This window comes from Bradyrhizobium sp. SZCCHNS3016 (assembly GCF_032484535.1).
GTDB lineage: Bacteria > Pseudomonadota > Alphaproteobacteria > Rhizobiales > Xanthobacteraceae > Bradyrhizobium.
On record NZ_JAUETE010000003.1, the window covers coordinates 296,165 to 322,060 of the forward strand.

The following is a 25,896-nucleotide window of genomic DNA, read 5'->3' on the forward strand; positions in this document are numbered from 1 at the left end:
CACCGTTAACACCGTCGCGCGGGGAAGGCCGGGTCTGTCCGGCTGTACCTGTGGTACCTGCCGCCTGCATTCTTTTGAGCAGGCGGGCCACGGGCCTCAGCCGAGGTCCGGCCTTCCTCGCGCCCTCTCATGATCAGGAGGGACACGAATGCTGCATCACCCGGGCACGACGTGCCGCGGGATGAAAGATGCTTATCACTTCGCCTCCGTGATGAGGCCGAAGGTGTCGACATTTACTCAACCGTCGTCCCGGACAAGCGCGCAACGCGCGCGCCGATCCGGGATCCATAACCCCAAGGAGATGTGCGAGGCACGATGGTCGACCATTCTCGCCCAGCCGCATCCGCCGCGGCGTATGGATCCCGGGTCGGCGTCCGGCAACGCTCCGCGTTGTCGGACTTGCCCGGAACGACACTGAATGCTTGGCGCGTCTTGGACTTCATCACCAGCAATGTGAGTTTTGCAGCGCTGCTCCGATCCATGTATCCAGCAGCCGCACAACACAGAGGAAATGCACATGACCAAGACCGCCGCCGAAATCGAGGACGACCGTCAGATCCGCGAGCTTTTGCAGAACTGGGCGATCTGGCGCGATGCCGGCGATTGGGAGCGTTTCCGCACGGTGTGGCATCCGGATGGGCGGATGATGGCGACGTGGACGCAGGGCACCGGCGACGAGTTCATCGAGATCAGCAAGGCGGCCTGGGCCAAGGGCGTGAACATCCTGCACTTTCTCGGCGGCATCTCGGTCGATCTCGCCGGCCACCGCGCGATTTCGCAGACGAAGATGACGATCTCGCAGCGCGCCGAGGTCGAAGGCGTCGTTTGCGACGTGCTCTGCACCGGCCGCTTCTACGACTTTCTCGAGAAGCGCGCGGGCAAATGGGGCATCGTGCTGCGCCAGCCGATCTATGAGAAGGATCGCATGGACCCGGTGACACCCGGCGCGGTGCCGGCGCTGGATCGTGCGCTGCTCGAGCAGTTTCCCGTGGGGTATCGGCATCTCGCCTATCTGCAGACGCGCATCGGCTACACGGTGAAGCGCGACATGCCCGGGCTGAAGGGGCCGGAAGTCGAAGCGCTCTATGCACGCGGCGCCGCGTGGCTTCGGGGCGAGCACTCCTGATCGTCGAACCCTGCCTCGCTGGTGCCGCGCTGCCTGCGGGATCTGCTCTCGCCGTGGGGGCGGCTGATCCCTCGTGCCTGTGGTCCCGCTGCCAGGCAAAGATGCCAAGGGATCGAGCGCTCGCTGGGTGGCGAAGACCGAAGCCGAACGGGTGACATCTGGTCGAGGACCGGCGAGGAATCAACGCAAGTCACTGAATCAGAAAGGATTGTCTGTCAGCTTCGTTCCTTCTGGCGGAACCGTCGCGCGGCTGAGACGGTGTGTTGTATACAAAGATGGCAGCTGGGGACATGGAACAGGCGGAACTTGCGCCTTGTCTCCCACTTATTGTATACAGCGGCCAGTTGGACGTATACCGACACGAGGACACGCCATGGCCGCTTCTTTTCCGATGAATGCCTGGTACGCCGCTGCCTGGGACGCCGAGGTCAAGCAGGCCCTGCTGCCGCGGACGATCTGCGGCAAGCACGTCGTGATGTACCGTAAGGCCGACGGCACCATCGCCGCGCTCGAAGATGCCTGCTGGCACCGGCTGGTGCCGCTGTCCAAGGGGCGGCTGGAAGGCGATACTGTCGTTTGCGGCTATCACGGCTTGAAGTTCAGCCCGCAGGGCCGCTGCACGTTCATGCCCTCGCAGGAGACCATCAACCCCTCGGCCTGCGTGCGGGCCTATCCGGCGGTCGAGCGGCATCGGTTCATCTGGCTGTGGATGGGCGATCTGGCGCTGGCCGATCCCGCGACCATTCCCGACATGCACTGGAATCACGATCCGGCCTGGGCCGGCGATGGCAAGACCATCCACGTCAAATGCGACTACCGGCTGGTGGTCGACAATCTGATGGATCTCACGCACGAGACCTTCGTGCACGGCTCGTCGATCGGCAACGACGCGGTGGCGGAAGCGCCGTTCGACGTCACCCATGGCGAGCGCACCGCGACCGTGACGCGCTGGATGCGCGGCATCGAGCCGCCGCCGTTCTGGGCGAAGCAGCTCGGCAAGCCCGGTCTCGTCGACCGCTGGCAGATCATCCGTTTCGAGGCGCCATGCACGGTGACGATCGACGTCGGCGTCGCCCCGACCGAGACGGGCGCGCCGGAGGGCGACCGCTCGCAGGGCGTCAACGGCATGGTGCTCAACACCATCACGCCGGAGACCGACAAGACCTGCCACTATTTCTGGGCGTTCGCCCGCAACTACCAGCTCTCCGAGCAGCGGCTGACGACGGAGATTCGCGAGGGCGTGTCGGGCATCTTCCGCGAGGACGAGCTGATCCTGGAAGCGCAGCAGCGTGCGATGGACGAGAATCCAGGACGCGTTTTCTACAACCTCAACATCGATGCAGGCGCAATGTGGGCACGACGGATCATCGATCGGATGATCGCGCGCGAAACGCCGCTGCGCGAAGCCGCGGAGTAAATGGAATGGCTGAGCGTGACAGCGAGCGCTCGATCTCGCAGACCGTCCGTGCGCAGCTCACTTTGCGCGACCTGATTCTCACCGGCGGCTTGCGCCCTGGCGAGCGCATCTCCGAGCTGCAGGCGGTCGAGGCCGCCGGCGTCTCGCGCACGCCGGTGCGGATGGCGCTGGTGCGGCTGGAGGAGGAGGGGCTGCTCGAGGCCATTCCATCCGGCGGCTTCATGGTGAAGTCGTTCTCCGAGCGCGACGTGCTCGACTCCATCGAGGTGCGCGGCACGATGGAAGGACTGGCGGCGCGGCTCGCCGCCGAGCGCGGCGTGTCCGTGCGCGACACCGAGCCGATGCGCGAATGCCTCGCCCAGATCGACGAGCTCATCGCGCCCGCCGAGCTCTCGTTCGATGGGTTCTCGGCCTATGTGGCGCTGAACGCGCGCTTTCATGCCTTATTGGCCGAATTGTCGCGCAGTCCGCCCGTGATCCGCCAGGTCGACCGCGCCAGCGCGCTGCCGTTCGCCTCGCCGAGCGGTTTCGTGATGGCGCAATCGGCGCTCCCCGAGGCGCGTCACATCCTGGTGGTCGCGCAGGAGCATCACCGCATTGTCATCGACGCGATCGAGAACCGCGAGGGCGCGCGCGCCGAGGGGATCATGCGCGAGCATGCCCGGCTTGCCGCCCGCAACCTGCGGCTGGCCGTGAAGGCGCGTGGTCCGATGGACCTGGTGCCGGCGGCGGTCCTGATCAAGACGCAGACCAACGGCTGAGGAGGCGATCATGCGTTTCCAGGACAATTGGTCGCCTGCGACCCTGGTCTCGACACGCGACCTCGCGCCGGGCATCCGCGAATTCATTCTGCGGCCCGACGGCTATGTCTGCGCGCCCTATGCGGTTGGCAGCCACATCAAGGTCGGCGTTCTCGCCGCCGGCCAGCCCGATGTCCGCTCCTATTCGCTGGTCGGCGAGGCGGATCCGCGTGGCTACCGGATCGCCGTGCGCTTCGCCGAGGATTCCCGCGGCGGGTCGCGCTATCTGTGGTCGCTGCAGCCCGGTGCGCGGCTGGATGTGGCGAGCCCGACCTCGCTGCTGCAGGTCGACTGGCAGCGGCCGCATTATTGTCTGGTGGCCGGCGGCATCGGCATCACGCCGCTGGTTGGGGCCGCGCACGCGCTGCTCCGCAAGACGCCGAACGTCTCGTTGCACTACGCAGTGCGATCGCAGGGCGAGGCGGCCTATGTTGATGAGCTCTCGGCACTGCTCGGCGATCGGCTCGCGGTGTATGCCGCAGACCAGTCGCAGCGGCTGGACCTGACCGGTCTGTTTTCGGGTTTGCCGTCCGGAGCAGCCGTGCTGTTCTGCGGACCGATGCGGATGCTGGATGCCGCGCGCAGCGCGTGGGCGGCGTGCGGCCGCGCTCCCGCCGATCTCAGCTATGAGACGTTCGGATCGAGCGGCCGGCTGTCGACCGAGCCGTTCAAGGTCCGGCTGCGTGGCAGCGGCGAGGAAATCGTGGTGCCGCGCGACCGCTCGATGCTCGACGTGCTGAATGTCGCCGGCCATGAGGTTATGGCGGATTGCCGGCGCGGCGAGTGCGGCGTCTGCGCGGTCGATGTGGTCGAGGTCGAGGGCGAGATCGATCATCGCGACGTGTTCTTCAGCGCCGAGCAGAAGCAAGACAACCGCAAGCTCTGCGCCTGCGTGTCGCGCGCCCATGGCGTGGTCACGATCGATACGATGGAACGAGCCGACGCGCTGTGAGCGCGATGCCGGCTACTTGTCGGCGAGGCTGACCGGCATCGCTTCCTGCGGCTTGGCGGCCGGTCTCCGGCCGCTCTGCTCCGCGGCAAGAGCGGCCCGCGCCGCCTTGAGGCGCGCGTCGGCGTCCTTGTCGGCGAGCAGCGCGTCGGTGAGGTTGGCCTCCGCGAGGTAGGCGGCCTCGGCCGCGGCCTTGGCCGCCGCGATGTTGGTAGCGGTGGGATTGGCCTTCGCCAGCGCCTCCGCCGCGTCGCGGTCGGAAATGGCCTTCTCGTTGGCCGCCAGCGCCGCATCGAGATTGGCGTCGGCGACCGTCTCGGCTGCATGGGCAGCCGCCAGCGTCGTCGCGGCGGGACTGAGCGGCGGCCGGGGGCGCAGTGGTTTCGCCGCGGCCTGCGGCTTGACGGTCTGAGCCTGTGGCGGGAGCGCGGGCGGAGAGGATGGTGGGAGTGCCGTTGGCTGCTGGATGGGAGGGGGCTGGAGCGATGGCATGGTCGGTACGAGCCCGATCGGCACCATCCGCGCAAACGAGCTGCGCGCGTCGCGCATCAGGCCGCCCATGATGTCGTCGAGCGGATCGGCCATCGCGGTCCCGCTCAACGCTGCGCCGGCAAGCATGCCGATCGCACCGGCGACATGTCTCGACGTGATGCAGACGGCCATCGGAGCCTCCCTTGCGACGAGATCGGGCCAGCCGACTCCTCGCGCTCGCCGGCTGCCTTATTCCGGAAATGGGTTTGCAGGGTGGCGCCATCGTGGAGCGTCGCGCCCGACATGCGCCGCATCTGCCACATTGGGCTTTCAGGCGAGCTCTTCGCGCACCCGCGCCGCCGCCCCACACATCGCCTTCAATTTCCCGAAGGCGGTCGCACGCGGCAGATATTTCATGCCACAGTCCGGCGCCACGACCAGCCGCTCCGGCGCCACCACTTTGAGGCCGTTGCGGATGCGCTCGGCGACGACTGCGACGGGCTCGACCTCGGCATCGCCGAGATCGAGGACGCCGAGCACGATGGTCTTGGTCGAGAGATCTTTGAGAACGCCGAGGTCGAGTCGCGGCTGCGCCGCCTCGATCGCGATCTGCGCGGCGTGGCAATCGGCAAGCTCGGCCAGGAACGCATATCCGCTCGGCTTGCTGGAGCCCGGCACGATGGCGGCATAACCGAAGCAGACGTGAACGATGGTGGGCACCGTAATATGATCGAGCGCCCGGTTGATCGCCTTGACGGCATAGCGCCGCGCCGCCTGCGGATTGTTGCGGACCCAGGGCTCGTCGAGCTGGATGACGTCGGCGCCGGCGCGTTGCAGGTTGCGGGCCTCGGCATTGACGGCCTCGGCGAAGGCCATCGCGAGCGCCTCGTCGTCACCGTAGAAGTCGTCCTGGGCTTGCTGGCTCAATGTGAACGGCCCGGGCAGGGTGATCTTGGCGGCACGCTTGGTGTTACGGCGGAGGAACTCCATGTCACGCAGCTCGACCGGGTGTGTCCGCCGGATCGGGCTGACGACGCGCGGCACCGGCGTCTTGATCCCGGACGGCGAGATGATGATGGCGGGATTGTCGGCATCGACGCCGTCGAGCGCAGTCGCGAACCGGTTGGAGTAGCTTTCGCGCCGGATCTCGCCATCCGACACGATGTCGATCCCGGCCTGTTCCATGTCGTGGATCGCGACGATGGTCGCATCGTCCTGGGCGTCGTCGAGCAGCGGCCGGGGGATGCGCCACATGCCCTGCATGCGAATGCGGGGAACGGACTTCGACAGCATTGCGCGATCGACCAGCCAATCCGGCTGCGGGTAGCTTCCGACCACGGTGGTCGGCAGGAGATGTCGAGGCATATTCACGCAATGCTCTCCCGCGGGTCCGACTCAACCTTTGATATGATAGCAGGCAGTGAGCTCAGGGCGGAATGCAACCTAGCGTTTTGTTCGTCTTCGGATCGTCACGGAAATAGTTCGTATTTTCTGCAGTTTATCAGTTCATCATTCTCCACGAGGCGGCATCATCGATGCAACACATCCTGACCCTCAACTCCGGCTCATCCTCGATCAAGTTCGCCTTGTTCGAGGAAGATGCCGCCCTTGTCGAGGCCGTGCATGGCCAGATCGAAGGGCTTGGCAGTGCGGCGCCGCATCTCGAAGCAAAGCTGAGGGACGGTGCGCTGGCTGACGAACGGCTCGATGCCGCGAGCGCCACCGATCACGAGGCGGCTCTCGGCGTCGTGCTCGAGGTACTGCAACGCGCCATCGGCCGCACCGAAGTCGACGCCGTCGGTCATCGCGTCGTCCATGGCGGGCTCGCTTTCACGCAGCCGATCGTCGTCAATGACGATGTTCTGAATGATCTGCAAAAGCTCATTCCGCTGGCACCATTGCACCAGCCTCACAATCTCTCCGGCGTCCGCGCCGCGCATCGCGCCTTTCCCGATGCCGTGCAGGTCGCATGTTTCGACACCGCGTTCCATCGCTCGCACCCCTGGGTCAATGACACCTACGCCTTGCCGCGTGAGCTCTATGATCAAGGCGTCCGCCGCTACGGCTTTCACGGCCTGTCCTACGAATACGTCGTTTCGCGACTGAAGGAGATCGCTCCGCTCGACGAGAAGGGCCGGGTGGTCGTGATGCATCTCGGCAACGGCGCCTCGATGTGTGCGATCCGGGATGGGCAGAGCATCGGTTCGTCGATGGGATTCACGGCGCTCGACGGTCTGCCGATGGGCACGCGCTGCGGTCAGCTGGACCCTGGCGTCGTCCTCTATCTGCTTCAGGAGAAGCGGATGACCGCCGAGGCGGTCACCGATCTCCTCTACAATCATTCGGGCCTCAAGGGATTGTCGGGACTGTCGCAGGACATGCGCGAATTGGAGGCAGCCGGCACGCCGGAGGCCCGACAGGCGATCGACTACTTTGTCGACCGCATCAGGCGCGAGCTCGGCGCCATGGCCGCGATCCTCTCGGGCATCGACGCGGTGGTGTTCTGCGGCGGCATCGGCGAGCACGCATGGCGCATTCGCCAGCGCGTCTGCGAAGGCTTCGAATGGCTCGGGATCGCGTTGGACGACGGCCGCAATCGTGCGAGCCATTCCTTGATCTCTTCGGACCGGTCGCGGGTGCACGTGCGCGTGGTCAATACCAATGAGGAAATGATGATCGCGCGGCACGCCGCGCGCCTGCTTAGGCAGCAATGACTGAGATGGCCGACCAGACCTGCTGATTTGCCGCTTGCATGTCCTTGCGTTTTGGTATCATCGAAAGAACAACAAGGCCGGTGGGGAAGCGATGGAAGGCAGCGTGGCGTTGCGTGAGGCGGACATGGAATTCGACTACGTCGTGGTCGGTGCCGGCTCGGCCGGCTGCGTTCTCGCCAACAGGCTCAGCAGCGACGGCAAGCACACGGTGCTGCTGCTCGAGGCCGGTCCGAAGGACAGCAACATCTGGATCCACGTTCCGCTCGGCTACGGCAAGCTGTTCAAGGAAAAATCCGTCAACTGGATGTACCAGACCGAGCCGGAGCCCGGGCTCGACGGCCGCTCCGTGTTCCAGCCGCGCGGCAAGGTGCTCGGCGGCTCCAGCTCGATCAACGGCCTGCTGTATGTGCGCGGCCAGCACGAAGATTACGACCGCTGGCGCCAGCGCGGCAATGTCGGCTGGGGCTATGACGACGTGCTGCCCTATTTCAAGCGGGCGGAAAATCAGTCCCGCGGCGGCGACGACTATCATGGCGTCGACGGTCCGCTGTCGGTGTCCGACTGGCGACACGAGGACCCGTTGTCCGAAGCGTTCGTGAAGGCGGCGGTCGAGGCCGGGTTGCCCTTCAATGGCGACTTCAACGGTGCGAGTCAGGAGGGCGCGGGGTTCTTCCAGACCACCACACGCCATGGCCGGCGCGCCAGCAGCGCAGTCTCCTACCTGCGGCCGGCGCTCGGCCGCAGCAACCTCCACGTCGAGACCGACGCGCTGGCCCAGCGCATCCTGTTCGAGGGACGCCGGGCGTGCGGCGTGACGTTCAGCCAGCGCGGCCGGATGCGGACGGCCCGCGCTCGCAAAGAGATCCTGGTGTCGAGCGGTGCCTATAACTCGCCGCAACTGCTGCAGTTGTCCGGGGTCGGTCCGGGCGAACTGCTGAAGCAGCACGGCCTCGACGTGATCCTCGATGCGCCCGGTGTCGGGAGTGATCTGCAGGACCATCTGCAGGTCCGCATCGTGATGCGCTGCAGCCAGCGCATCACGCTCAACGACATCGTCAACAACCCCGTGCGCAAGGTGCTGGCCGGCGCACGCTATGCGGCCTTCCGCAACGGTCCGCTGACGATCGCGGCGGGTACGGCCGGCGCGTTCTTCAAGACCGATCCGCGGCTTGCGAGCCCTGACATCCAGATCCACTTCATCCCGTTCTCGACCGACAAGATGGGCGAGAAGCTGCACACCTTCTCCGGCTTCACCGCCTCGGTCTGCCAGCTCAGGCCCGAAAGCCGCGGTTCGCTGCGGATCAGGAGCGCGGATCCGACGGTGCCGCCGGAAATCCGCATCAATTATCTCGCCAGTGAAACCGACCGGCGGGCCAACATCGATGGTCTCCGGATCCTGCGGAAAATCCTGGCGGCACCGGCGCTGAAGCCGTATGTCTCGGATGAAGCCTATCCGGGATCCAAGATCGCGAGCGATGACGACATCCTGGCCTATTGCCGGCAGACCGGCAGCACGATCTACCATCCGACCTCGACCTGCCGGATGGGGACCGATGCGGTCGCCGTGGTCGATCAACGCTTGCGCGTGCGCGGCGTCGACGGCCTGCGCGTGGTCGATGCCTCGATCATGCCGGATCTGGTTTCGGGCAACACCAACGCGCCGGTCATCATGATCGCGGAGAAGGCCTCCGACATGATCTTGCAGGACGCGCGCTGACGCAGGAATGAGTTCGTGACACGTTTCCGGATCGGCACCCGCAAGAGCACGATGGCCTTGGCGCAGACGGAGGAGATCGCCCGCCGGCTGCAGGCTGCGATTCCGTCGCTCGACATCGAGATCGTCAAATTCGAGACAACGGGCGATTCCGACCAGACCAGCAAGCTGCTTTCGCATGGCGGCAAGGGTGGGGCGTTCGTGGCCGAGATCCGCCGTGCCATGCTGGACGGCCGGCTGCATGCAGCGATGCACTCGCTGAAGGACATGCCGGGCAACGAGGAGACGCCCGGTCTCGTCATCGCAGCGCTGCTGTCGCGCGATCCGCCGGGCGACGTACTGGTGCTGCGGCGCGGGCTGTCGCTTGACGAATTTCGCAAGGATGGCGGCCGGGGCTTCAAGATCGGCACCAATGCCGTGCGCCGGGCCGCCTATGCGCGGCGGCTGTTTCCGCAGGCCGAGCTGATCCATTTCCGCGGCGCGGCCGACACCCGCATCCGCAAGCTCGACAATGGCGAGCTGCAGCGGCTACCGGACGGCGGCGCCGTGGGGCCGGCCGACGCCCTGATCATGGCGCGATCCGGGCTGGAGCGGGTCGGCTTGTCCGACCGCGCCTCCTACGAGTTTCCGGTCGCCGACATGCTGCCGGCGGTCGGGCAGGGCATCGTCGCCGTCGAGTGCCCCGCGTCGGATTGGGAAACCCGGCGCATCCTAGCGACCATCGACGATGCGGCGGCGCGGACCTGCGCCGACGCCGAGCGCGAGGTGCTCTGGGTGCTCAACGGCCATTGCAACTCGCCGATCGCAGGCTTTTCGACCATCGACGGCGGACAGTTGACGCTGACCGCCTCGGTCCTCGACGAGGACGGCGGCCGCTTCATCGAGGCGCAGCGTTCGGCGCCCGCTGATCGCCCGCGCGAGCTCGGCCGCGCGGTCGGGCTCGAGCTGCTTGCCAACGGCGCGGCCGAGCTGATCGAGCGCAGCCGGCCGCGTTGATCGGTCATCTCCTGTAGGCGCGGACGCGCGCCAGCATCTGCTCGACATGGGCGATCGGTGTCTCCGGCAGGATGCCGTGGCCGAGATTGAAGATGTGACGTCCCCCGGCATAGCTCGCCAGCACGTCGTCGACCGCCTGGTCGAGCGCCGCGCCACCGGTGATCAGCGCCAGCGGATCGAGATTGCCCTGAACAGCCACCTTGCTCTGCACCCGTTCGCGGATAAAGGCGGGCTCCGCCGTCCAGTCGATGCTGACCGCATCGATTCCGGTTTCGGTGACGTAGCCCGGCAACAGCGCGCCGGCGCCACGCGGAAAGCCGATGATCTTCGCATCCGGCCGCGCCTTGCGCACGCCCTCGACGATGCGTCGCGTCGGCGCGACCGACCAGCGCGCGAACTCGCGCGGCGACAGCACCCCGGCCCAGGTGTCGAAGATCTGCAGCGCGTCGGCACCGGCCTCCAGCTGCTTCAAGAGATAGGCGATCGAGCTGTCGACCAGCGCATCGATGATTCTGCCGAACGCATCGGGATGCCGATAGGCGAGCAGCCGCGCCGGCGCCTGATCAGGTGTGCCTTGGCCCGCGACCATGTAGGTCGCGACCGTCCACGGGGCGCCGCAAAAGCCGATCAGGGCGGTGCTCGGTGGCAGCTCGGCCCGCACACGGCGCAGCGCCTCGAACACCGCTTCCAGCTTCGACAGGTCTGCCTTCGCCGACAGCGTCGCGATCTTCTCCGGCGTATCGAGCGGGTCGAGCCGCGGACCTTCGCCGACCTCGAAGCGGACGCTGCGGCCGAGCGCATGCGGGATCACCAGAATGTCCGAAAAAATGATCGCCGCATCGAAGCCGAAGCGCCGGATCGGCTGCAGCGTGACTTCGGCCGCGAGCTCAGGATTGAAGCAGAGATCGAGAAAGCCCCCGGCCTTGGCGCGGACCTCGCGATACTCCGGCAGATAGCGGCCGGCCTGCCGCATCATCCAGATCGGCGGTCCGCTCTGGCGCTGACCAGACAGCACGTCGATGAAAGGCTTGTTCACGGCAGTCTTACTCACGCTCGGGGCTCCGCAACTTCGGGAACAGTTTACCGTCCGTGATACATGCCCAAGCGGTTCCGGCCAAGGTCATATCCGCTCGGGCGTCGCGGGAGATGCGAGCGTCCCCGCAGTCGCAGGGCGTCACATCGAGGGGAACACGTCCTTCGCCCCTGCGTTGTCGTCCCACAGGGAGATTGGTCATGGCCGAGAAATTCAATCCTGCGCCGCACGACAAGCACGCGGTCGATCCCCGCGAAGCCGCGCGTCTCGACCGCAAGACTGCAACGCAGCTCGACAAGGGACTGATGGACACGTTTCCGGCCTCGGATCCGGTGAGCCTGCAGCAGCCCTCGACGACCCGTGTGAAGGACGATGCTGACGTTGACCGAGACCATTCGCCATCGCTTTGGGACAAGGTGCGATCGGTGTTCGTTCGCTGAACTAACAGGCTGAACGCCCGCCTTGACCGCGGCGCCGCCGCTGTTTGTCCGTAGTCGTACGGGAGATGCCGTAATCTTACGGGGCGCCGCGGACGCCTTCGGACCCGCCGCATTTCAGGGTTAAATAAGATGTCCATGGGACTCTCCCGGCGTCCGGAGAGTCCCGCGGAATGGACGTTGGTGCGACCAGAGTTGATCGAAGCCGCCTGCCGATGTGGGCGGCTGGCGTGCTTGCGCTCGTGTCGGTCGCGATTCTCGCTTACAGCGTCTGGGGCGAATGGACGTCCCGACAGGCGGAGGTGCGCAATGCCGAAACCGATCTCGGCAACCTCGCTCACTCGCTCACCCAGCACGTCGAGGATACCTTCGAGCTTGCGGATTCGCTGTTGCGCGGCGTCGTCGCCGCGCTCGAGACCGATGACGGCAAGCCCGGTGCGATCGCCCGACTGCAGACGATTCTGAAGACGAGGAAGGCCAATCTCGGCCGCATCCGGGGCATCTTCGCCTATGGCGAAAACGGCGACTGGCTTGCCACCACCGAGGATGTCACGCTCACCAACTACAACAATGCCGATCGCGACTACTTCGCATACCATAGGATTTCGGCCGATCGCTCGCTGCTGATCGGTCGTCCGGTGCAGAGCAGGGCCGGCGGTCAATGGGTCATCACCCTGTCGAGGCGATGGAATCACGCGGATGGCCGGTTCGGCGGCGTCGTGCTGGCAACCATCGACGTTGCCTATTTCGCTCAGTTCTACCGTCAGTTTGCCGTCGGTCGTGAGGGGACGATCAGCCTGATGAGCCGTGACGGAGCCGTCCTCGCCGACAATGCGGAACCGGACCCGCAGACGGTCGGGCGCCCCGTACTTGAAGCGATCCCCTATCATCCGGCGTCGGGGCCGTTGCAGTTCCGAAGGCTCGGCGAAACATCGGAACGCATCGGGTTCTATCAGCACGCGCAGCGCTATCCGTTCCTCATTCTGGTGACGCGCACGGAGGCGGAGGTCCTGGCCGAATGGAAGCGTGATGCGCTGATTCGGCTCACGGTGCTGGTCTGTCTGGTCGCGCTCGTCATTGCGATCGGCATCTTCCTCGCGAAGCAGCTGCTGCAGCGGCAGCAGCTTGCCGCGGCGCTGGCGGCAAAGGAGGAGAACTTCCGGCTGCTCGCCGAAGGCTCCAGCGACATCGTGACGCGGATCGAGCTGGACGAATGCATCGGCTACGTCTCGCCCTCGACCATGCGCGTGCTGGGCTGGCTCCCGTCGCAGCTCCTGGGCAAGCGCGCGCTCTCCGGCGTGCATCCGCTCGATCGCCCGCAGTTGCAGGAGATCCTCGATCAGCTCAGGAGGGGCGTCGTCGACGAGGCGCGCGCCACCTATCGCATGCGCCGCCGCGATAAGTCGGAGATCTGGGTAGAGGCCACGATCCGCGCCACCCGTCAGCCGGACGGCGCGTTCGACGGCTTCGTCGCCGTCACCCGCGACGTGACGCAGCAGAAGACGCTGCAAGGACGGCTCGAGACGCTGGCCATCGAGGACGGACTCACCGGGCTCGCCAACCGCCGCCGGTTCGACGAGCGTTTGCTGGAGGAGTGGGGCAGGGCCTACCGCGACAAGACTTCGCTGGCGCTGCTGATGATTGACATCGACCACTTCAAGGCCTTCAACGACGCCTATGGTCACCCGGCCGGCGACGAATGCCTGCACACCGTGGCCGGCATTCTCGCCGACGAGGCGCAGCGCAGCTCGGATCTGGCGGCCCGCTACGGCGGCGAGGAGTTCGCCATCCTGCTGCCGAACACCGATGCCGGGGGCTGCGCCAGGCTCGGCGAGCGGATCAGGCGGGCACTGCACGAGGCCCACATCGTCCACGACCACAACCCGGCGGGCATCGTCACCGCGAGCATCGGCGGCGCGGTGTGCCGGCCGGGCTTCGAGCGATCGGCCGGACCGGCCTCGCTGATCGAGGCGGCCGACCGCGCGCTCTATGCCGCGAAGGACGCCGGCCGCGACCGCCTGATCATGGCCGGAGAGGTGATCGATCTGCCCGCCGGCAAGGCGCCGGCGACCGTCCCGGCCTGAGATCGCCGCGCACTCAGTAGTGCGGTGGCGGCTCATTGCGCGGCCCTTCGGCGTTGCCTTGCGCATCCTCGAGCCGCTCGACCAGCAGGGCGATCTTGCGCTTCAGCGCATCGATCTCGCGCCACTGCGCGGTGATGGTCTGGTTCAGCGTCTCGATCGTGTCGTCCTGGAAGGTGAGGCGCATCTCCAGCGTGTCGATCCGCTCGCCGAGCTCCGCGTTGGATGGATCAGAGCTGCTCATCGCGTGCGCCCTCCGGAACTGCCTTGATCGTGGCCGCGCTGTGCTCCCGCAGACCGTGGCCGAGCGCGACGCGTTCGTCGAACACGAAGCAGCCGCCGCGCCAGCGGCTCTCGGCTTCCGGGATCTCCTCGAGATACTTCAGGATGCCGCCCTTGAGGTGGTAGACCTCGGAAAAGCCGCGCGCCAGCAGCAGCGCGCTCGCCTTCTCGCAGCGGATGCCGCCGGTGCAGAACATCGCGATCCGCTTGTGCCTCGCAGGATCGAGTGCGCGTTCCGCAAAATCCTTGAACTGCCCGAAGCTCTGCAGGCCTGGATCGACCGCGCCTTCGAACGTCCCCATCGCCACCTCGAACGCATTCCTTGTGTCGAGCACGACGGTATCCGGCGCGGCGATCAGCGCGTTCCAATCGGCGGGACTGACATAGGTCCCGACCTGCCGGGTCGGATCGGCGGTGGGATCGCCGAGCGTCACGATCTCCCGCTTCAGCCGCACCTTGAGGCGCCGGAACGGCATGGCCGTGGCGCGCGAATATTTCAGCTCCAGACTGTCCAGCCGGCCGGCGAACAGCGTTCCGTCGCGAAACTCGCCTACCAGAGCGGCAATAGCCGGTTCGGTCCCGGCCACGGTGCCGTTGATGCCCTCCTCGGCCAGCAGGACGCTGCCCTTGATGCCGCGCTCGGCGCAAAAGGCGTGGAGCGGCGCGCGCAGGTCGCGAAAATCCGGCAGGGCGACGAACTGATAGAAGGCGGCGACGGCGAGGGGCATGCGGCCGTTTACCAGCAGAGCTGACCATAGAAAAGCTGGTATCCCCGGGCATTGCCGAGCCTGGAAGGAATGTGCGATGTAGCCGGTCAGCACTGGCATTCCAGCCACCAAACGATCACGCAGCGAGCAACGATGAGAAGCTTCCATTTCCCCGGCAGGTCGACGGTCCACGCCCAGAACGGAATGATCGCCACCTCGCACCCGCAGGCGGCGCTGGCCGGGATCGAGGTGCTGCGGGCCGGCGGCACCGCAGCCGACGCGGCGGTGGCGGCCTGCGCTCTGCTCGGGGTGATCGAGCCGCAATCGACCGGCATCGGCGGCGACTGCTTCGCCTTGGTCCAGCCCAGGGGCGAAGGCCGGATCATGGCCTATAACGGCTCGGGCCGGGCGCCCGCCGCCGCGACCGTGGACTGGTTTCTCGAGCGCAAGATCCATTCGGTCCCTCTGACCTCGGCTCATGCCGTCTCCGTGCCCGGCGCGATCGATGCCTGGGACCGCATCCTGCGCGACCACGGCCGGCTCGGGCTCGACCGGCTGCTGCAGCCCGCGATCCGCGCCGCGGAGGACGGCTATGTGGTGGCGCCGCGTGTCGCGTTCGACTGGAACAACCAGTTCGAGAAGCTCAAGAACGGCACCAACACCGCGCGCTACTTTCTGCCGCATGGCAAGGCCGCTGCCGTGGGTGACGTGATCCGCCAGCCGGAGCTGGCGCAGACCCTGCGCGTCATCGCCAAGGACGGGCCGAAGGGCTTCTACACCGGCGCGGTCGCCGAGGACATGGTGCAGACCCTGCGTGGCATCGGCGGCCTGCACACCTTGGAGGATTTCGCCAACCACCAGACCGAGGTGACCTCGCCGATCGGCACCACCTACAAGGACTACGACGTCTGGCAGTGCCCGCCGAACGGCCCGGGCATCACCATGCTGGTGATGCTCAACATCCTCTCGCGCTTCGACCTCACGCGCATCGATCCGCTCAGCGTCGAGCGCTTTCACCTCGAGGCTGAGGCCGCGCGCATCGCCTACATGATGCGCGAGCAGCACATCGGCGATCCCGCGCACATGACGACGGAGGTCGCCAGCATCCTCGCCAAGGAGTTCGCCGACGAGTACATCTCGCAGATCAGCCTCGACAAGCTGCTTGATCTGCCGAACGTCGCGCCGCCGATGAATCCGGAGACGGTCTACATCACGGTCGTCGACCGCGACCGCAACGTCTGCTCCTTCATCAATTCGATCGCGCATTCGTTCGGCTCGGCCATCGTCTCCAACGAGACCGGCGTGCTGCTGCAGAACCGCGCCGGCGGCTTCCGCATCCAGCCGGGCCATCCGAACTGCATCGGTCCAGGCAAGCGTCCGCTGCACACGATCATCCCGGCGCTCGCCACCAAGGCCGGCCGCGCCCAGATGTCGTTCGGTGTCATGGGCGGGCAGTATCAGCCGGTCGGCCAGACCCACGTGCTGACCAACATCCTCGACTATGGCTGCGACGTGCAGGAAGCGATCGATATGGCCAGGGGTCTGCATTACGAGGGCGTCTATCAGCTCGAGGATGGCGTGCCGGCCGAGGTGGTCGAGGGCTTGCAGAAGATCGGCCACAAGACCGCCAAGGTGGTGTCGCCGCTCGGCGGCGGTCAGGCGATCTGGATCGACTGGGACAAGGGCACGCTCACCGGCGGCTCCGACCCGCGCAAGGACGGCTGCGCGCTGGGCTATTGAGGCGCCGGAATTCCTCCGTGCGTTCGTCATCGCGAGCGCAGCGAAACGATCAGAGTGGCGATCGTGACCCCGGATTGCTTCGTCGCTTCGCTCCTCGCAATGACGATGGTGGCTACGCAAGCCGCATCCACACACACCGCTGTCGTCCCGGCCTTGCGCGGGAACCCATAACCCCAGGCAGTGGTTTGAGGCAGGCCAGCCGTTAGTTCCTCGCACGTCACGTCCGCCGCGGCGTATGGGTCCCGGATCGGAGCCGGGACGACGGCGGTGGATGGGGCGGATACACGGCTCAAACAACGATCGACACACGGTCTCGTTCTCGCGGCACGGACGCCCGAGGTCTGCGATCATCGTGGCCCTTGCAAAAATGCAGAGGGCGCAGGGAATGCCGGGTGAAGGCCCCACCCATGGCCCGCCTGCGAAAAGAATGCAGGCGGCAGGTACCACAGGCAAAGCCGATTCAACCGGCATTCCCTGCGCGACGGTCTTCACGCTTATACGCAGTCTCCCTGGTGCGCCGGGCTTGTTGGCCACCATTGCGACAATGCGCTTGCGCGCACTGCGCGTGATACCAGCATCGGGGTATCAGGACGCTGCGACTTCACGTCCGCGGCATTGCCGTTCGTCCGCACACCAGACAAGCATGCTGCGGCAACAACGCGGCCATCGCATCCCACCTCGCGTGTCGTGACGATCGCGCGCTACGCCCCTCTGCGGTGAGGCGGGATGTGCGGAGAAAATCATGATTTCCGATTATACGCAAGTGAATTATTTTTTTCGGAAGTCGATGCCGGGCTGGCCAGCCGCCCCCGCATGGGCTAAACCGCGGCTCCCGTGAACGAGCAGAGGCGGTCTGGAGCATGCGGCGTCCGATGAACAGAAGAGTTGCGCTGATGGCGGCGGCATCGGCCGCGACCGGCGTCGTGCTGGGCTCCCGCGCGGTCTCGGCACAGACCAGTTCCGCCAAACCCACAGGAAAGACCATGACCACTCCCTCCGGACTGCAGATCATCGACACCAAGGAAGGCACCGGCGCCACTCCGACGCGCGGTCAGACCTGCGTGATGCACTATACGGGCTGGCTCTATGAGAACGGCCAGAAGGGCAAGAAATTCGACTCGTCGGTGGATCGCAACGAGCCGTTCGAATTCCCGATCGGCATGAAGCGCGTGATCGCCGGCTGGGACGAGGGCGTCGCCACCATGAAGGTCGGCGGCAAGCGGACCCTGATCATTCCGCCCGAGCTCGGCTATGGCGCACGCGGCGCCGGCGGCGTGATTCCGCCGAACGCGACGCTGATGTTCGACGTCGAGCTGCTCGGCGTGAAGTAGGGCGAACTGCGCTCCCGTCTGGGAGTCGATCTACAAAGTGAATGATTGCACCGGCGACAGCCATCTTCGTTGCGAGGGGCGAAGCGACGAAGCAATCCAGGGCACCGGCGCGGCTCTGGATCGCGTCGCTTCGCTCGCGATGACGGCGGATGGATGATTGCGGTTCGTAAGGTTGGCAAAGGCGCGCGGGATTGCTGCCCAGAGGCAAGCTCTCTCGTGCGCCGTGCCCACCCCGCGACAACACGAGGCGCTGGTAGGCACGGTGCACGATGGACCGATTCCGCGGAAGCCGCATCGCAGCGCGCGCCTTTGCCCACCCTGAGGATCACCGATCAAACTGACAGGCAGAAAAAACCGGCCCCGCGAGGGGCCGGTTTTGTCAACTCGTCATCGAACGATCATCTTCGCGACATCAGTTTCGCGACGTCGCGCTGATCTTGTTCAGAGGTTCTTGTTGGCCGCGCCGGCCGCGGTGTTCACCGCATCCTTGGTCGCCTGCTTGACATCGCCCAGCGCCTGCTGGCCCTTGCCCTTGATTTCCTGCACGGCACCCTCGCCCTGCAGGCGCTCGGAGCCGGTGGCTTCGCCGATACCCTGCTTGGCCTTGCCGATGGTCTCGTTGGCGACGCCCTTGATCTTGTCGGTGGTGGCACCCATGATTTCGTCCTCCGCTGTTTGTGTGAACTCCACCGATCCAACGCACGCGATGCAGAAAGGTTCGCGCGGAACTGCGAATAGCTTCGCTGCGGTATTTCGGCTAAGAGCGGTTTGGTTCCCTCGAACAGACGAAATCCCGAGAAGAAATCATGTCAGGCTCTCACGATCACGCGCACGGCCATTCCCACGATCACGGCGACGAGCGCTGGAAGCACGACGGCGTCCGCGTCATTCCGGGCAATCAGCTCGATTCCAACGTGCCGTCGACGCCGGGCATGGACCGCAAGGCGGCGATCAACTTCGCGCGCGTCGGGGCACAGAAATTGTGGGCGGGCACGGTCACGATCAGGCCTGACGCCAAGACCGGGGCACATCATCACGGTCATCTCGAAAGCGTGATCTACGTCGTGAAGGGCAAGGCGCGGATGCGCTGGGGCGATCGGCTGCAGTTCACCGCGGAGGCCGGTCCCGGCGACTTCATCTTCGTGCCGCCCTACGTGCCGCACCAGGAGATCAATGCGAGCCCGGACGAAGTGCTGGAATGCGTGCTGGTGCGCAGCGACGGCGAGGCGGTCGCGATCAACATCGACATCGAGCCGGTCGAGAAGCCGGAGACGGTGCTGTGGATCGACCCGGTGCACCGCGATCCCGCCGAGTCGAAGTCGTAGCCGTCAAGCAAATGGCGGAGCCATCTCGCGATGGCTCCGCCTGGCAGGGAGCGGCTATGCCGCCTTCCCTCTCACACGCGAAGCAGGGGCGACTGTCGCGCGTGTGTCTCACGGTTCGTTGCACCCGAGCCGCCGGTTCGGATGAATGCTGATCAGGCCGCCTCGTTGGCGCGGCGCCAGACCGGAAATGGGTCCGACAGCCGTGCCCATGCGGCGACATCCATCGAGGGCTCCCCCGGCAGCAGGCAGGCGTCGAGGCGGGCGCGCAAGCCTGCCTCCTCCATGTTGCTGCCGATGAACACGATCTCCTGGCGGCGGTCGCCATAGACCTCGTCCCAGCGCTTGAGCATGCGTTTGCGCCAGTCGGGGTCCTCGGGCCACAATTTCTGCGGCACCGAAGCCCACCAGAAGCCGAGCGCGCTGGTGCGTACGATGGCGCCGGCCTGGCTGATCTCGCCGAGCCATTGCGGCCGGGTCGCCAGCCAGAAATGGCCCTTGGCGCGGATCACGCCCGGCCAGGATTCGCGCAGGAACTGGTCGAAACGCGCCGGAATGAATGGCCGCCGGGCGCGATAGACGAAGCTGGTGACCCCATAGGCCTCGGTCTCCGGCGCATGGTCGGCGAAGCCGTAGAGTTCATTGTACCAGAGCGGGTGCTGCTGGGCGCGGTCGAAGTCGAAGCGCCCGGTCGCAAGCACGCGCTCCAATGGCACACGGCCCTGGCTGGTCTCGATGATGTCGGCGTCCGGATTGAGCGCGCGAATGATCTTGCGCGCGGCGTCGCGCTCATCGTCGCTGGCGTCGTCGACCTTGTTGAGCACGATCACGTCGGCGAACTCGATCTGCTCGACCAGCAGATCGACCAGCGCGCGCCGGTCGCCGTCGAGCTGGTCGCCGCGATCAGGCAGGAAGTCGGACGACGCATAGTCCTTGAGCAGGTTGACCGCGTCGACCACCGTCACCATCGTGTCGAGGCGCGCGACATCCGACAGGCTCATGCCGTGCTCGTCGCGGAAGTCGAACGTCGCCGCAACCGGTAACGGCTCGGAAATGCCGGTCGCTTCGATCACGAGATAGTCGAAACGACCGCTCTCGGCCAGCGTGCGGACCTCCTTCAGCAGGTCGTCGCGCAAGGTGCAGCAGATGCAGCCATTGGTCATCTCGACCAGTTGCTCATCCGTCCGTGAAAGATTGGCTCCGCCATCGCGAACGAGGTCCGCATCGATGTTCACCTCGCTCATGTCGTTGACGATCACCGCCACCTTCAGTCGCTGGCGGTTGTTCAGGATGTGGTTGAGCAAAGTGGTCTTCCCAGCCCCGAGGAAGCCGGACAAGACCGTGACGGGGAGTTTGCGCATCGAGATCGAACAGCCTCTTCAGGGGGAGGGGTCGGTGCCGGCGAGCGGGCATGCGGCCTCTTTATGAAATGTTATAACGTAACATCATCTGAAACGGGAGAGGGTGTCAAGGGGAGGGAGTGGCGACGAAGGCGTGAGTGGGTGGGCCGGCGGCGGCTTGGGGAGTCGGCAGAGGCGGCGGCCGAGACGCAGGGCGCGAGCGGCTCTGGTGAGCTGGTGAAGTCCTTGCAGTGCTGAAACGACGCTGCAGCCGCCAGCGACACCGCGTTCCCTCTGCCGTGAAGAACGGGGAGAGGGAAGCAGTATCGGTGGCGGGATGCAGCTCCGTTTCATCTCCTAAGAGAGGAGCTGATATCTTTTCGCCGGGTCGTCAGTCCCGGCGACCAGCCGCTGAAACAGCACTCACGAGAATTGGCTCAGCTATGGCAACTACCTCGACAGGAACGCCGTGCCGGCCGGACCACTGGCCGCCGACATCGACAACGCGCCGGGCGCGATCGCCCAGTTGGTCTGGTTCAGGATCAGCGTGTTGAACACCATCGTGACGCTGTTGCTGCTCATGGTCGAGACCGAGTTGATGGTGACGTTGCGGCTCGGCAGATACATCAGGCCGGTGTAGGACGAGCTGCTGGTGCCGTTGATCGGAAGGTTCGTCGTCGACAGGCCGCTCGGCTCGTACATCAGGATATTGGCGTAGGTGCCGCTGGTCGGCGCCGACAGGGTCGCATTGACGTTGCCGTTGAAGGTGAGCGTCGCGTTCTGGTCGACCAGGTAGAAGGTGACGCCGCTGCCGGTGACCGTCCATCCCGAGTTGAAGGTCATCGCGCCGCCCTTGATGACGTAGAGGCCCGGATTGAGCGTCAGCGTGCCGGAGCCGTTGAAATTGGTCGCGCCGCAATAGACGCCGGGGTTGAGCGTGACCGAGCCGGGATCATAGACTTTGTTGTTGGTGGTGCACGCGCCCACCGTGACGGCGGGCAGCTTGCCGGCAAATGGGTCGGAGATCGCCGCGCAGCCGGTCTCGGCCGGCGGAGTGGCGCCGCCGTTCTTGGTGATATTGGTGCCCTTGATGCAGATGCGCTTGACGTTGAGCGTGGCGTTGAACATCGCGGCCGGGCTCTGCGTCGACAGCACGTGGATCTCGCAGCTCGGCGCATTGAGCTGGGCCCCGGAATTCACCAGCAATGATTGCGCGTTGATGGTGCTGACCAGCAGGATGCAGACGGGCGACGTGGTCTGCGCGCCGGCCTTGGCCGTTGCGGATGCCGTCACGCCGAGCGATGTCGTGCCCATCACGTTGAGGAACGAGGTCTTCACCGAGGTCGTCGCGGTGCCCGACAGCGAGCCGTCGCTGTTGGGCGTGAAGGTCGCCGTTGTGCCGGTGCCGAACCGGCCTTTGAAGCTGCCCGAGAACACCGCGCTCGCGGTCGACACCTGCTGCGCGCTGGCCTGGGTCACGCCGGCGAGGACCGCGGCGTCGACCGACTTCTGCAACTGCGCCTTGGTGTCGCTCGACTTGGCGAAATCGACCGCGGCGCCGACCGAAACCAGGATCGGGATGATGGTGATGGCGAAGATCATGCTGATCTGGCCGTCCTTCGCGCGGCCAAATCTCCATGCCAGATTGCGAAGAGCCTTCGACGAAATCGATGCGGTCATGTGCGACGCTTCCTGCTGATGGCTATCCGAGGCTCGATGCCGGCGGATGCGAGCCCCTGCTGCAAAGGAAGTGGCGGTCAGACATTACCGCATGCTGAATCCGGTTCCGTAAAGGAACCCGGCAGCGGAGTAGCGGAAGCGGAAGGTTATCAGCCCGTTTGTCGGATCATCGACAGGTGCCCGTTCGCACCACTCATTGGTAGCAGCCGCGCGAAATTGCCTGTATTTGGCGGTGACGGCTTGTGAGTTGCAAGCGGTTGGATTGCGCCCGCCGGTGCATGTCGCGCTAACGAGGCGAGCGCCAGATCCGGGGCGAGAGAACGAGGCTGCACACCAATGCGTAGGCGACGAGCGACAGCGTGACCATCGCGGCGAGCGAGGCCATGCCGCCGCCGAGCATGATGATTGCGATGTAGCCGCCGCCCGCCGCGATCAGCACGCGCAGGGCGGACCCGACGAATGGCCACAGCACGTGGCCCGCGCCTTGGCCGGCAAAAGCCAGCACGAAGCCGAAGCCGAGCGCGGCGTAGGCCGGCGCCACGGTGCGCAGATAGGTCGCGCCCTCGCGCAGAACCTCGGCGTCGCGGCTGAACAGGCCGAGCCAGAGCGGCGGATGCAGCGCCACGATCAGGCCGATGGTCCCGACCAGGGCTGCGCCCGCCAGGGCACTGATCCAGGCGATGCGGCGCGCACGGCCGCGCTGGCCGGCGCCGACATTGATGCCGACCATCGTCAGGGTGGCCGTGCACAGCCCGAACAGGATCGGGATCATGATGTAGTCGAGCCGTGAGGCGATGCCGTAGGCGGCGAGCTCGGAGGTCCCGAAGCGGCCGGCGAGCGCGGTCACCAGGATGACGGTGAGATTGACCATGACCGCGTTGAGCGCGGTCGGCAGCCCGACTCCCAGGATGTCGGCGAACAGCCGGGCCTGCAGCCGCGCAACGCGCACATGCAGGCTGGAGCGGCCGGAGGCCATGTAGCGCACCAGCACCAGCATGGCGCCGCAGTAATAGAGGCCGAAGGCGATGCCCGCGCCGGCGATGCCGAGCCCCGGCAGCGGGCCGAGGCCGAAGATCAGCAGCGGCGAGGCGGGAATCATGACCAGCGCGCCGACCAGGGTGACCAACGCCGGCACCCGCACATTGCCGGCGCCGCGCAGCGCCGCCGCCTGCAGATTGACGATCCACACCGGGATCGCGCCGGCGAACAGATAGTTGGAGTAGCGCAGCGCCGCCTCCAGCGCGCCGGCTCGCCCGCCGAGCGCGTGGTACAGCGCCGGTCCGAACAGCGCGGTCGCAAGCGTGAACAGGCCGCCGGCGATCACCGCCAGCGCGATGGCATGGAAGGCGATGGCATCCGCATCGGCGTTGTGCCCGGCGCCGACCGCGCGCGCCACCGCCGAGGAGACGCCGCTGCCGATGCCGCCATTGGACATCATCGTCATCAGCATGAAGATCGGAAACACCAGTGCGACGCCGGCCAGCGCATCGGTGCCGAGGAAGCCGACGTAATACGCTTCGGCGACGTTGACCGCGGTTTGCGCCACCAGCACGGTCATGGTCGGCAGCGCCAGCCGGATCAGCGCCGGCAGCACCGGGCCGGAGAGCAATGCCGTGCGGACCGACGCGGCCTTGGCGCGCGGCGGATCCGGGGCCGGCTCGAACGGCGCCGCCGCAACACCGGGCCGGGCTTCGGTGGTCGCCTGGGTGGAAACGTCCATCGGATCTCCGCGCGCCTTGCGAACCATCGCGTTTAAATGATGATTATCATTCAATAGGTCCGCCGGCGGGCGCGGGTCAAGGCGACCCGAGCGCAGGCCGATCATGAAATTTTGACGGAGCGAGGGTGATCCGCTCGGCGCCGGGCCAGCCGCTAATAATGGACGCGCAGGCCGATGCCGCCGTGGATGGTGTTGCCGACCGGCTGCGGGCCGAGCGTGCCGTTGACGAACAGATCGGCGATCCAGCCCTGCGGCAGGCGGAAGCCGAGCCGGCCGCCATATTCGAACCAGCCCTGGTTGCCCATGGTCGGCGTCACCGTGCCGTTGCCGGTGACGGTGGCGACGATGCCGGAGCTGGTCGCGAACGACTGGACGTAGCCGCCATTGATGTTGGCTTCGATGCTGGAGCCGAACAGGTGGGTCCATTGGCCGCCGACCTTGACCAGGCTGGTGCGGTCGGTGCCGCCGGCGATCGTCGCATCGAACGGGTTGAAGGCCACCGCGGGATCGCGATAGCCGGCGACGTGCTGCCACAATTGCCACAGCTCGACCGACGCCGCGAGCTCGTCGCGCGGCGACAACCGGCTGATCCAGCCGGCGCGGCCATAGACCGCGTAGTTCGACGCCGTGGTGGTGCCGTCCACCGTGACGTTACCGAGGCTCGTCGCATAGCTCCGGCCGTAGCGCACGCGCTCATACGGCGTCAGGATCGTCCCGATGTCGAAGAACGGCCGCGACGAGCCCCAATCGGTGAAGTCGTAGCGCAGCGCGAAGGCGCCGATCGGCGCCGAGGTCACATGGTAGCCGTTCTCGTCGTAGTGCGTGTAGGCGAGGCCGGCGAGCAGCGCCAGATTGTTGGTGAGCTGCTTGCGGCCATGGATGCCGGCCGAGAACGAGCCGGCCGAGCCGAACGCGCTGACGCAGTCGTTGCAGTTGACCTGCTCGTTGACGCCGAGCAGCACCAGGCCGAGCACCCGGTTGGTGATCATCTGGTTGAAGCGCTGGTCGGCGAGGCCGTTGATCGCGTTCGCGCTGTTTCCCGCGCCGGTGGGCGTCGGCGACGGGGTCGGCGAGATCGAGGGCGAGGGCGAGGGCGTCGGCGTCGGGCTGGAGGTCGATGTCGGCGTGGCCGACGGCGTGGGCGTTGCGGTGGGCGAGGAGGTCGGCGACGGCGACGGGGGCGGGCACGGCGCCGCCGCGAAATTGTCCGCCCCGCAACTGCTCTGCGCGGCGGCCGGCGCGGCCTGCAGGGCGAGCGGGAGCAGCCCGCCGGCGATGGCGGTCATCAGGAGAGCAAGCTGACCGCGGCGCGTTCTCATCGTCACCGCCCGCACAGGATGCCGGTGAAGTCCTGCGGCGGCGCATTGCTGGCGAGATCGGTGACCGTGCAAAGGCCCGATGTCGACGCGCAGGTGGCGGCAAAGCTCCAGGACGGATTGCCGGTCTTTTTGATCGCGCTCCGGCCCTGGCCGGTCGCGGTGATGATCGCGGTGTCGCCCGGCTGCGTCAGCTCGAGGCATTGGAAGGTGAGGGTGCAGACCCGCGAGGCGCCTTCCTGCAGCACGACCATGGTCTGGCCGCGCTGCGAGCGGATGTCGAGGATGGTGCCGCGCACGCCGATGGTCGCGAGCGGCGTGTTGATCTTGTAGGCGGTTTTCTCGGAATGGCCGGTGACGAAGCGGAACGCGCCGGTGCCGAGCCGGATCGCGATGTCGCGATAGCTGGTCTCGTCGTTGAAGACGGTGCGGTCGAGCGTCAGGGTGGCGTTGGCGCCGAGCGAGAGATTGGTGCTGTCGATCATGACGAGCCGCGCGGCACTGTCATTGCCGGTGCGCACCGTCTCGTTGCGCACGACGCCGTCGCCGACGCTGATCGGGCTGCTCGAGGCGCCTGCCACGCGCAGCACGTCCTTCTGCACCAGCACGGCTTCGCCGATGCGGCTGTCGGCGCTTGCGCCGCCCGCGACGCCCAGCAGGGCGGCCGCCGAGATCGCAGCGACACAGGTTCGGCGACGCAGACTCATATCCACACCGAAG

23 protein-coding genes are annotated in these 25,896 nt (G+C 66.3%); 12 read left to right on the forward strand and 11 right to left on the reverse strand.

What is annotated here, in order from left to right; genetic code table 11:
• Window positions 1-517 precede the first annotated feature (517 nt).
• From QW881_RS08870 to QW881_RS08885, 4 genes are all read left to right on the forward strand, one after another.
• Complete coding sequence (locus QW881_RS08870) at window positions 518-1,126, forward strand: nuclear transport factor 2 family protein (protein ID WP_315756953.1); 609 nt, start codon at window positions 518-520, stop codon at window positions 1,124-1,126.
• Window positions 1,127-1,499: 373 nt separating this feature from the next.
• A complete protein-coding gene (locus QW881_RS08875) occupies window positions 1,500-2,543 on the forward strand; it encodes an aromatic ring-hydroxylating dioxygenase subunit alpha (RefSeq protein ID WP_315756954.1) in 1,044 nt (347 codons plus the stop codon).
• 5 nt (window positions 2,544-2,548) lie between these two features.
• On the forward strand, window positions 2,549-3,304 hold the full coding sequence (locus QW881_RS08880; protein ID WP_315738426.1) for a GntR family transcriptional regulator: 756 nt from the start codon (window positions 2,549-2,551) through the stop codon (window positions 3,302-3,304).
• Between the two features lie 10 nt (window positions 3,305-3,314).
• Window positions 3,315-4,295, forward strand: a complete 981-nt coding sequence (locus QW881_RS08885; RefSeq protein ID WP_315756955.1) for a PDR/VanB family oxidoreductase — start codon at window positions 3,315-3,317, stop codon at window positions 4,293-4,295.
• A gap of 12 nt (window positions 4,296-4,307) precedes the next feature.
• Here the strand turns inward: QW881_RS08885 and QW881_RS08890 are convergent, their stop codons facing one another.
• Window positions 4,308-4,955: a hypothetical protein gene (locus tag QW881_RS08890; RefSeq protein WP_315756956.1), complete on the reverse strand. Its 648-nt coding sequence runs from the start codon at window positions 4,953-4,955 to the stop codon at window positions 4,308-4,310.
• Between the two features lie 138 nt (window positions 4,956-5,093).
• The gene (locus QW881_RS08895) at window positions 5,094-6,128 is read right to left on the reverse strand and encodes a uroporphyrinogen decarboxylase family protein (RefSeq protein ID WP_315757101.1); all 1,035 of its coding nucleotides are present in this window, start codon (window positions 6,126-6,128) and stop codon (window positions 5,094-5,096) included.
• 170 nt (window positions 6,129-6,298) lie between these two features.
• Between QW881_RS08895 and QW881_RS08900 the strand changes: the two genes are divergently transcribed.
• The 3 genes from QW881_RS08900 (at window position 6,299) to hemC (ending at window position 10,187) form a co-directional block, all read left to right on the forward strand.
• Window positions 6,299-7,477, forward strand: coding sequence for an acetate/propionate family kinase (locus QW881_RS08900; protein WP_315756957.1), 1,179 nt, complete (start codon window positions 6,299-6,301; stop codon window positions 7,475-7,477).
• A 91-nt stretch (window positions 7,478-7,568) separates the two neighbouring features.
• Window positions 7,569-9,194, forward strand: a complete 1,626-nt coding sequence (locus QW881_RS08905) for a choline dehydrogenase (protein WP_315756958.1) — start codon at window positions 7,569-7,571, stop codon at window positions 9,192-9,194.
• A gap of 15 nt (window positions 9,195-9,209) precedes the next feature.
• Window positions 9,210-10,187: a hydroxymethylbilane synthase gene (gene hemC, locus QW881_RS08910; protein WP_315756959.1), complete on the forward strand. Its 978-nt coding sequence runs from the start codon at window positions 9,210-9,212 to the stop codon at window positions 10,185-10,187.
• Window positions 10,188-10,191: 4 nt separating this feature from the next.
• Here the strand turns inward: hemC and hemE are convergent, their stop codons facing one another.
• Complete coding sequence (hemE, locus tag QW881_RS08915) at window positions 10,192-11,238, reverse strand: uroporphyrinogen decarboxylase (RefSeq protein ID WP_409998997.1); 1,047 nt, start codon at window positions 11,236-11,238, stop codon at window positions 10,192-10,194.
• Window positions 11,239-11,420: 182 nt separating this feature from the next.
• On the opposite strand from hemE, the gene QW881_RS08920 reads away from it, so the two are divergent.
• Window positions 11,421-11,660, forward strand: a complete 240-nt coding sequence (locus QW881_RS08920) for a hypothetical protein (protein WP_315738420.1) — start codon at window positions 11,421-11,423, stop codon at window positions 11,658-11,660.
• Window positions 11,661-11,830: 170 nt separating this feature from the next.
• Window positions 11,831-13,741 carry a diguanylate cyclase gene (locus tag QW881_RS08925; RefSeq protein ID WP_315756960.1) on the forward strand — a complete coding sequence of 637 codons (1,911 nt, stop codon included), beginning with the start codon at window positions 11,831-11,833 and terminating at the stop codon, window positions 13,739-13,741.
• A gap of 13 nt (window positions 13,742-13,754) precedes the next feature.
• Here the strand turns inward: QW881_RS08925 and QW881_RS08930 are convergent, their stop codons facing one another.
• Together QW881_RS08930 and QW881_RS08935 are read right to left on the reverse strand one after the other, a co-directional pair.
• Entirely contained in the window at window positions 13,755-13,982 is a 228-nt protein-coding gene (locus QW881_RS08930; RefSeq protein WP_315756961.1) for a SlyX family protein, read from the reverse strand.
• Window positions 13,969-14,748 carry a rhodanese-related sulfurtransferase gene (locus QW881_RS08935; RefSeq protein WP_315756962.1) on the reverse strand — a complete coding sequence of 260 codons (780 nt, stop codon included), beginning with the start codon at window positions 14,746-14,748 and terminating at the stop codon, window positions 13,969-13,971. The genes QW881_RS08930 and QW881_RS08935 overlap by 14 nt, the downstream gene beginning before the upstream one ends.
• A gap of 132 nt (window positions 14,749-14,880) precedes the next feature.
• Here QW881_RS08935 and ggt point away from each other — a divergent pair, with 132 nt between their 5' ends.
• On the forward strand, window positions 14,881-16,467 hold the full coding sequence (gene ggt, locus QW881_RS08940; protein WP_316158239.1) for a gamma-glutamyltransferase: 1,587 nt from the start codon (window positions 14,881-14,883) through the stop codon (window positions 16,465-16,467).
• Window positions 16,468-17,339: 872 nt separating this feature from the next.
• Window positions 17,340-17,798: an FKBP-type peptidyl-prolyl cis-trans isomerase gene (locus QW881_RS08945; RefSeq protein ID WP_409977948.1), complete on the forward strand. Its 459-nt coding sequence runs from the start codon at window positions 17,340-17,342 to the stop codon at window positions 17,796-17,798.
• A gap of 441 nt (window positions 17,799-18,239) precedes the next feature.
• Here the strand turns inward: QW881_RS08945 and QW881_RS08950 are convergent, their stop codons facing one another.
• The gene (locus QW881_RS08950) at window positions 18,240-18,455 is read right to left on the reverse strand and encodes a CsbD family protein (RefSeq protein ID WP_315756964.1); all 216 of its coding nucleotides are present in this window, start codon (window positions 18,453-18,455) and stop codon (window positions 18,240-18,242) included.
• A 149-nt stretch (window positions 18,456-18,604) separates the two neighbouring features.
• Here QW881_RS08950 and QW881_RS08955 point away from each other — a divergent pair, with 149 nt between their 5' ends.
• Window positions 18,605-19,123 carry a cupin domain-containing protein gene (locus tag QW881_RS08955; protein ID WP_315717363.1) on the forward strand — a complete coding sequence of 173 codons (519 nt, stop codon included), beginning with the start codon at window positions 18,605-18,607 and terminating at the stop codon, window positions 19,121-19,123.
• 152 nt (window positions 19,124-19,275) lie between these two features.
• Here QW881_RS08955 and zigA read toward each other — a convergent pair whose 3' ends face one another.
• From zigA to QW881_RS08980, 5 genes are all read right to left on the reverse strand, one after another.
• The gene (gene zigA, locus QW881_RS08960) at window positions 19,276-20,481 is read right to left on the reverse strand and encodes a zinc metallochaperone GTPase ZigA (protein WP_315756966.1); all 1,206 of its coding nucleotides are present in this window, start codon (window positions 20,479-20,481) and stop codon (window positions 19,276-19,278) included.
• A 429-nt stretch (window positions 20,482-20,910) separates the two neighbouring features.
• Complete coding sequence (locus QW881_RS08965) at window positions 20,911-22,140, reverse strand: Tad domain-containing protein (RefSeq protein WP_315756967.1); 1,230 nt, start codon at window positions 22,138-22,140, stop codon at window positions 20,911-20,913.
• A 286-nt stretch (window positions 22,141-22,426) separates the two neighbouring features.
• The gene (locus QW881_RS08970; protein WP_315756968.1) at window positions 22,427-23,860 is read right to left on the reverse strand and encodes an MATE family efflux transporter; all 1,434 of its coding nucleotides are present in this window, start codon (window positions 23,858-23,860) and stop codon (window positions 22,427-22,429) included.
• A gap of 152 nt (window positions 23,861-24,012) precedes the next feature.
• Window positions 24,013-25,179, reverse strand: a complete 1,167-nt coding sequence (locus QW881_RS08975) for a hypothetical protein (RefSeq protein WP_316158242.1) — start codon at window positions 25,177-25,179, stop codon at window positions 24,013-24,015.
• Between the two features lie 2 nt (window positions 25,180-25,181).
• On the reverse strand, window positions 25,182-25,883 hold the full coding sequence (locus QW881_RS08980) for a FecR domain-containing protein (RefSeq protein ID WP_315756970.1): 702 nt from the start codon (window positions 25,881-25,883) through the stop codon (window positions 25,182-25,184).
• Between the last annotated feature and the right edge of the window lie 13 nt (window positions 25,884-25,896).

Coding starts and splice junctions, on each gene's coding strand:
- QW881_RS08870 (WP_315756953.1), top strand. CDS start 518: ATGACCAAGACCGCCGCCGAAATCGAGGACGACCGTCAGATCCGCGAG.
- QW881_RS08875 (WP_315756954.1), top strand. CDS start 1,500: ATGGCCGCTTCTTTTCCGATGAATGCCTGGTACGCCGCTGCCTGGGAC.
- QW881_RS08880 (WP_315738426.1), top strand. CDS start 2,549: ATGGCTGAGCGTGACAGCGAGCGCTCGATCTCGCAGACCGTCCGTGCG.
- QW881_RS08885 (WP_315756955.1), top strand. CDS start 3,315: ATGCGTTTCCAGGACAATTGGTCGCCTGCGACCCTGGTCTCGACACGC.
- QW881_RS08890 (WP_315756956.1), bottom strand. CDS start 4,955: ATGGCCGTCTGCATCACGTCGAGACATGTCGCCGGTGCGATCGGCATG.
- QW881_RS08895 (WP_315757101.1), bottom strand. CDS start 6,128: ATGCCTCGACATCTCCTGCCGACCACCGTGGTCGGAAGCTACCCGCAG.
- QW881_RS08900 (WP_315756957.1), top strand. CDS start 6,299: ATGCAACACATCCTGACCCTCAACTCCGGCTCATCCTCGATCAAGTTC.
- QW881_RS08905 (WP_315756958.1), top strand. CDS start 7,569: ATGGAAGGCAGCGTGGCGTTGCGTGAGGCGGACATGGAATTCGACTAC.
- QW881_RS08920 (WP_315738420.1), top strand. CDS start 11,421: ATGGCCGAGAAATTCAATCCTGCGCCGCACGACAAGCACGCGGTCGAT.
- QW881_RS08925 (WP_315756960.1), top strand. CDS start 11,831: ATGGACGTTGGTGCGACCAGAGTTGATCGAAGCCGCCTGCCGATGTGG.
- QW881_RS08930 (WP_315756961.1), bottom strand. CDS start 13,982: ATGAGCAGCTCTGATCCATCCAACGCGGAGCTCGGCGAGCGGATCGAC.
- QW881_RS08935 (WP_315756962.1), bottom strand. CDS start 14,748: ATGCCCCTCGCCGTCGCCGCCTTCTATCAGTTCGTCGCCCTGCCGGAT.
- ggt (WP_316158239.1), top strand. CDS start 14,881: ATGAGAAGCTTCCATTTCCCCGGCAGGTCGACGGTCCACGCCCAGAAC.
- QW881_RS08945 (WP_409977948.1), top strand. CDS start 17,340: ATGAACAGAAGAGTTGCGCTGATGGCGGCGGCATCGGCCGCGACCGGC.
- QW881_RS08950 (WP_315756964.1), bottom strand. CDS start 18,455: ATGGGTGCCACCACCGACAAGATCAAGGGCGTCGCCAACGAGACCATC.
- QW881_RS08955 (WP_315717363.1), top strand. CDS start 18,605: ATGTCAGGCTCTCACGATCACGCGCACGGCCATTCCCACGATCACGGC.
- zigA (WP_315756966.1), bottom strand. CDS start 20,481: ATGCGCAAACTCCCCGTCACGGTCTTGTCCGGCTTCCTCGGGGCTGGG.
- QW881_RS08965 (WP_315756967.1), bottom strand. CDS start 22,140: ATGACCGCATCGATTTCGTCGAAGGCTCTTCGCAATCTGGCATGGAGA.
- QW881_RS08970 (WP_315756968.1), bottom strand. CDS start 23,860: ATGGACGTTTCCACCCAGGCGACCACCGAAGCCCGGCCCGGTGTTGCG.
- QW881_RS08975 (WP_316158242.1), bottom strand. CDS start 25,179: ATGAGAACGCGCCGCGGTCAGCTTGCTCTCCTGATGACCGCCATCGCC.
- QW881_RS08980 (WP_315756970.1), bottom strand. CDS start 25,883: ATGAGTCTGCGTCGCCGAACCTGTGTCGCTGCGATCTCGGCGGCCGCC.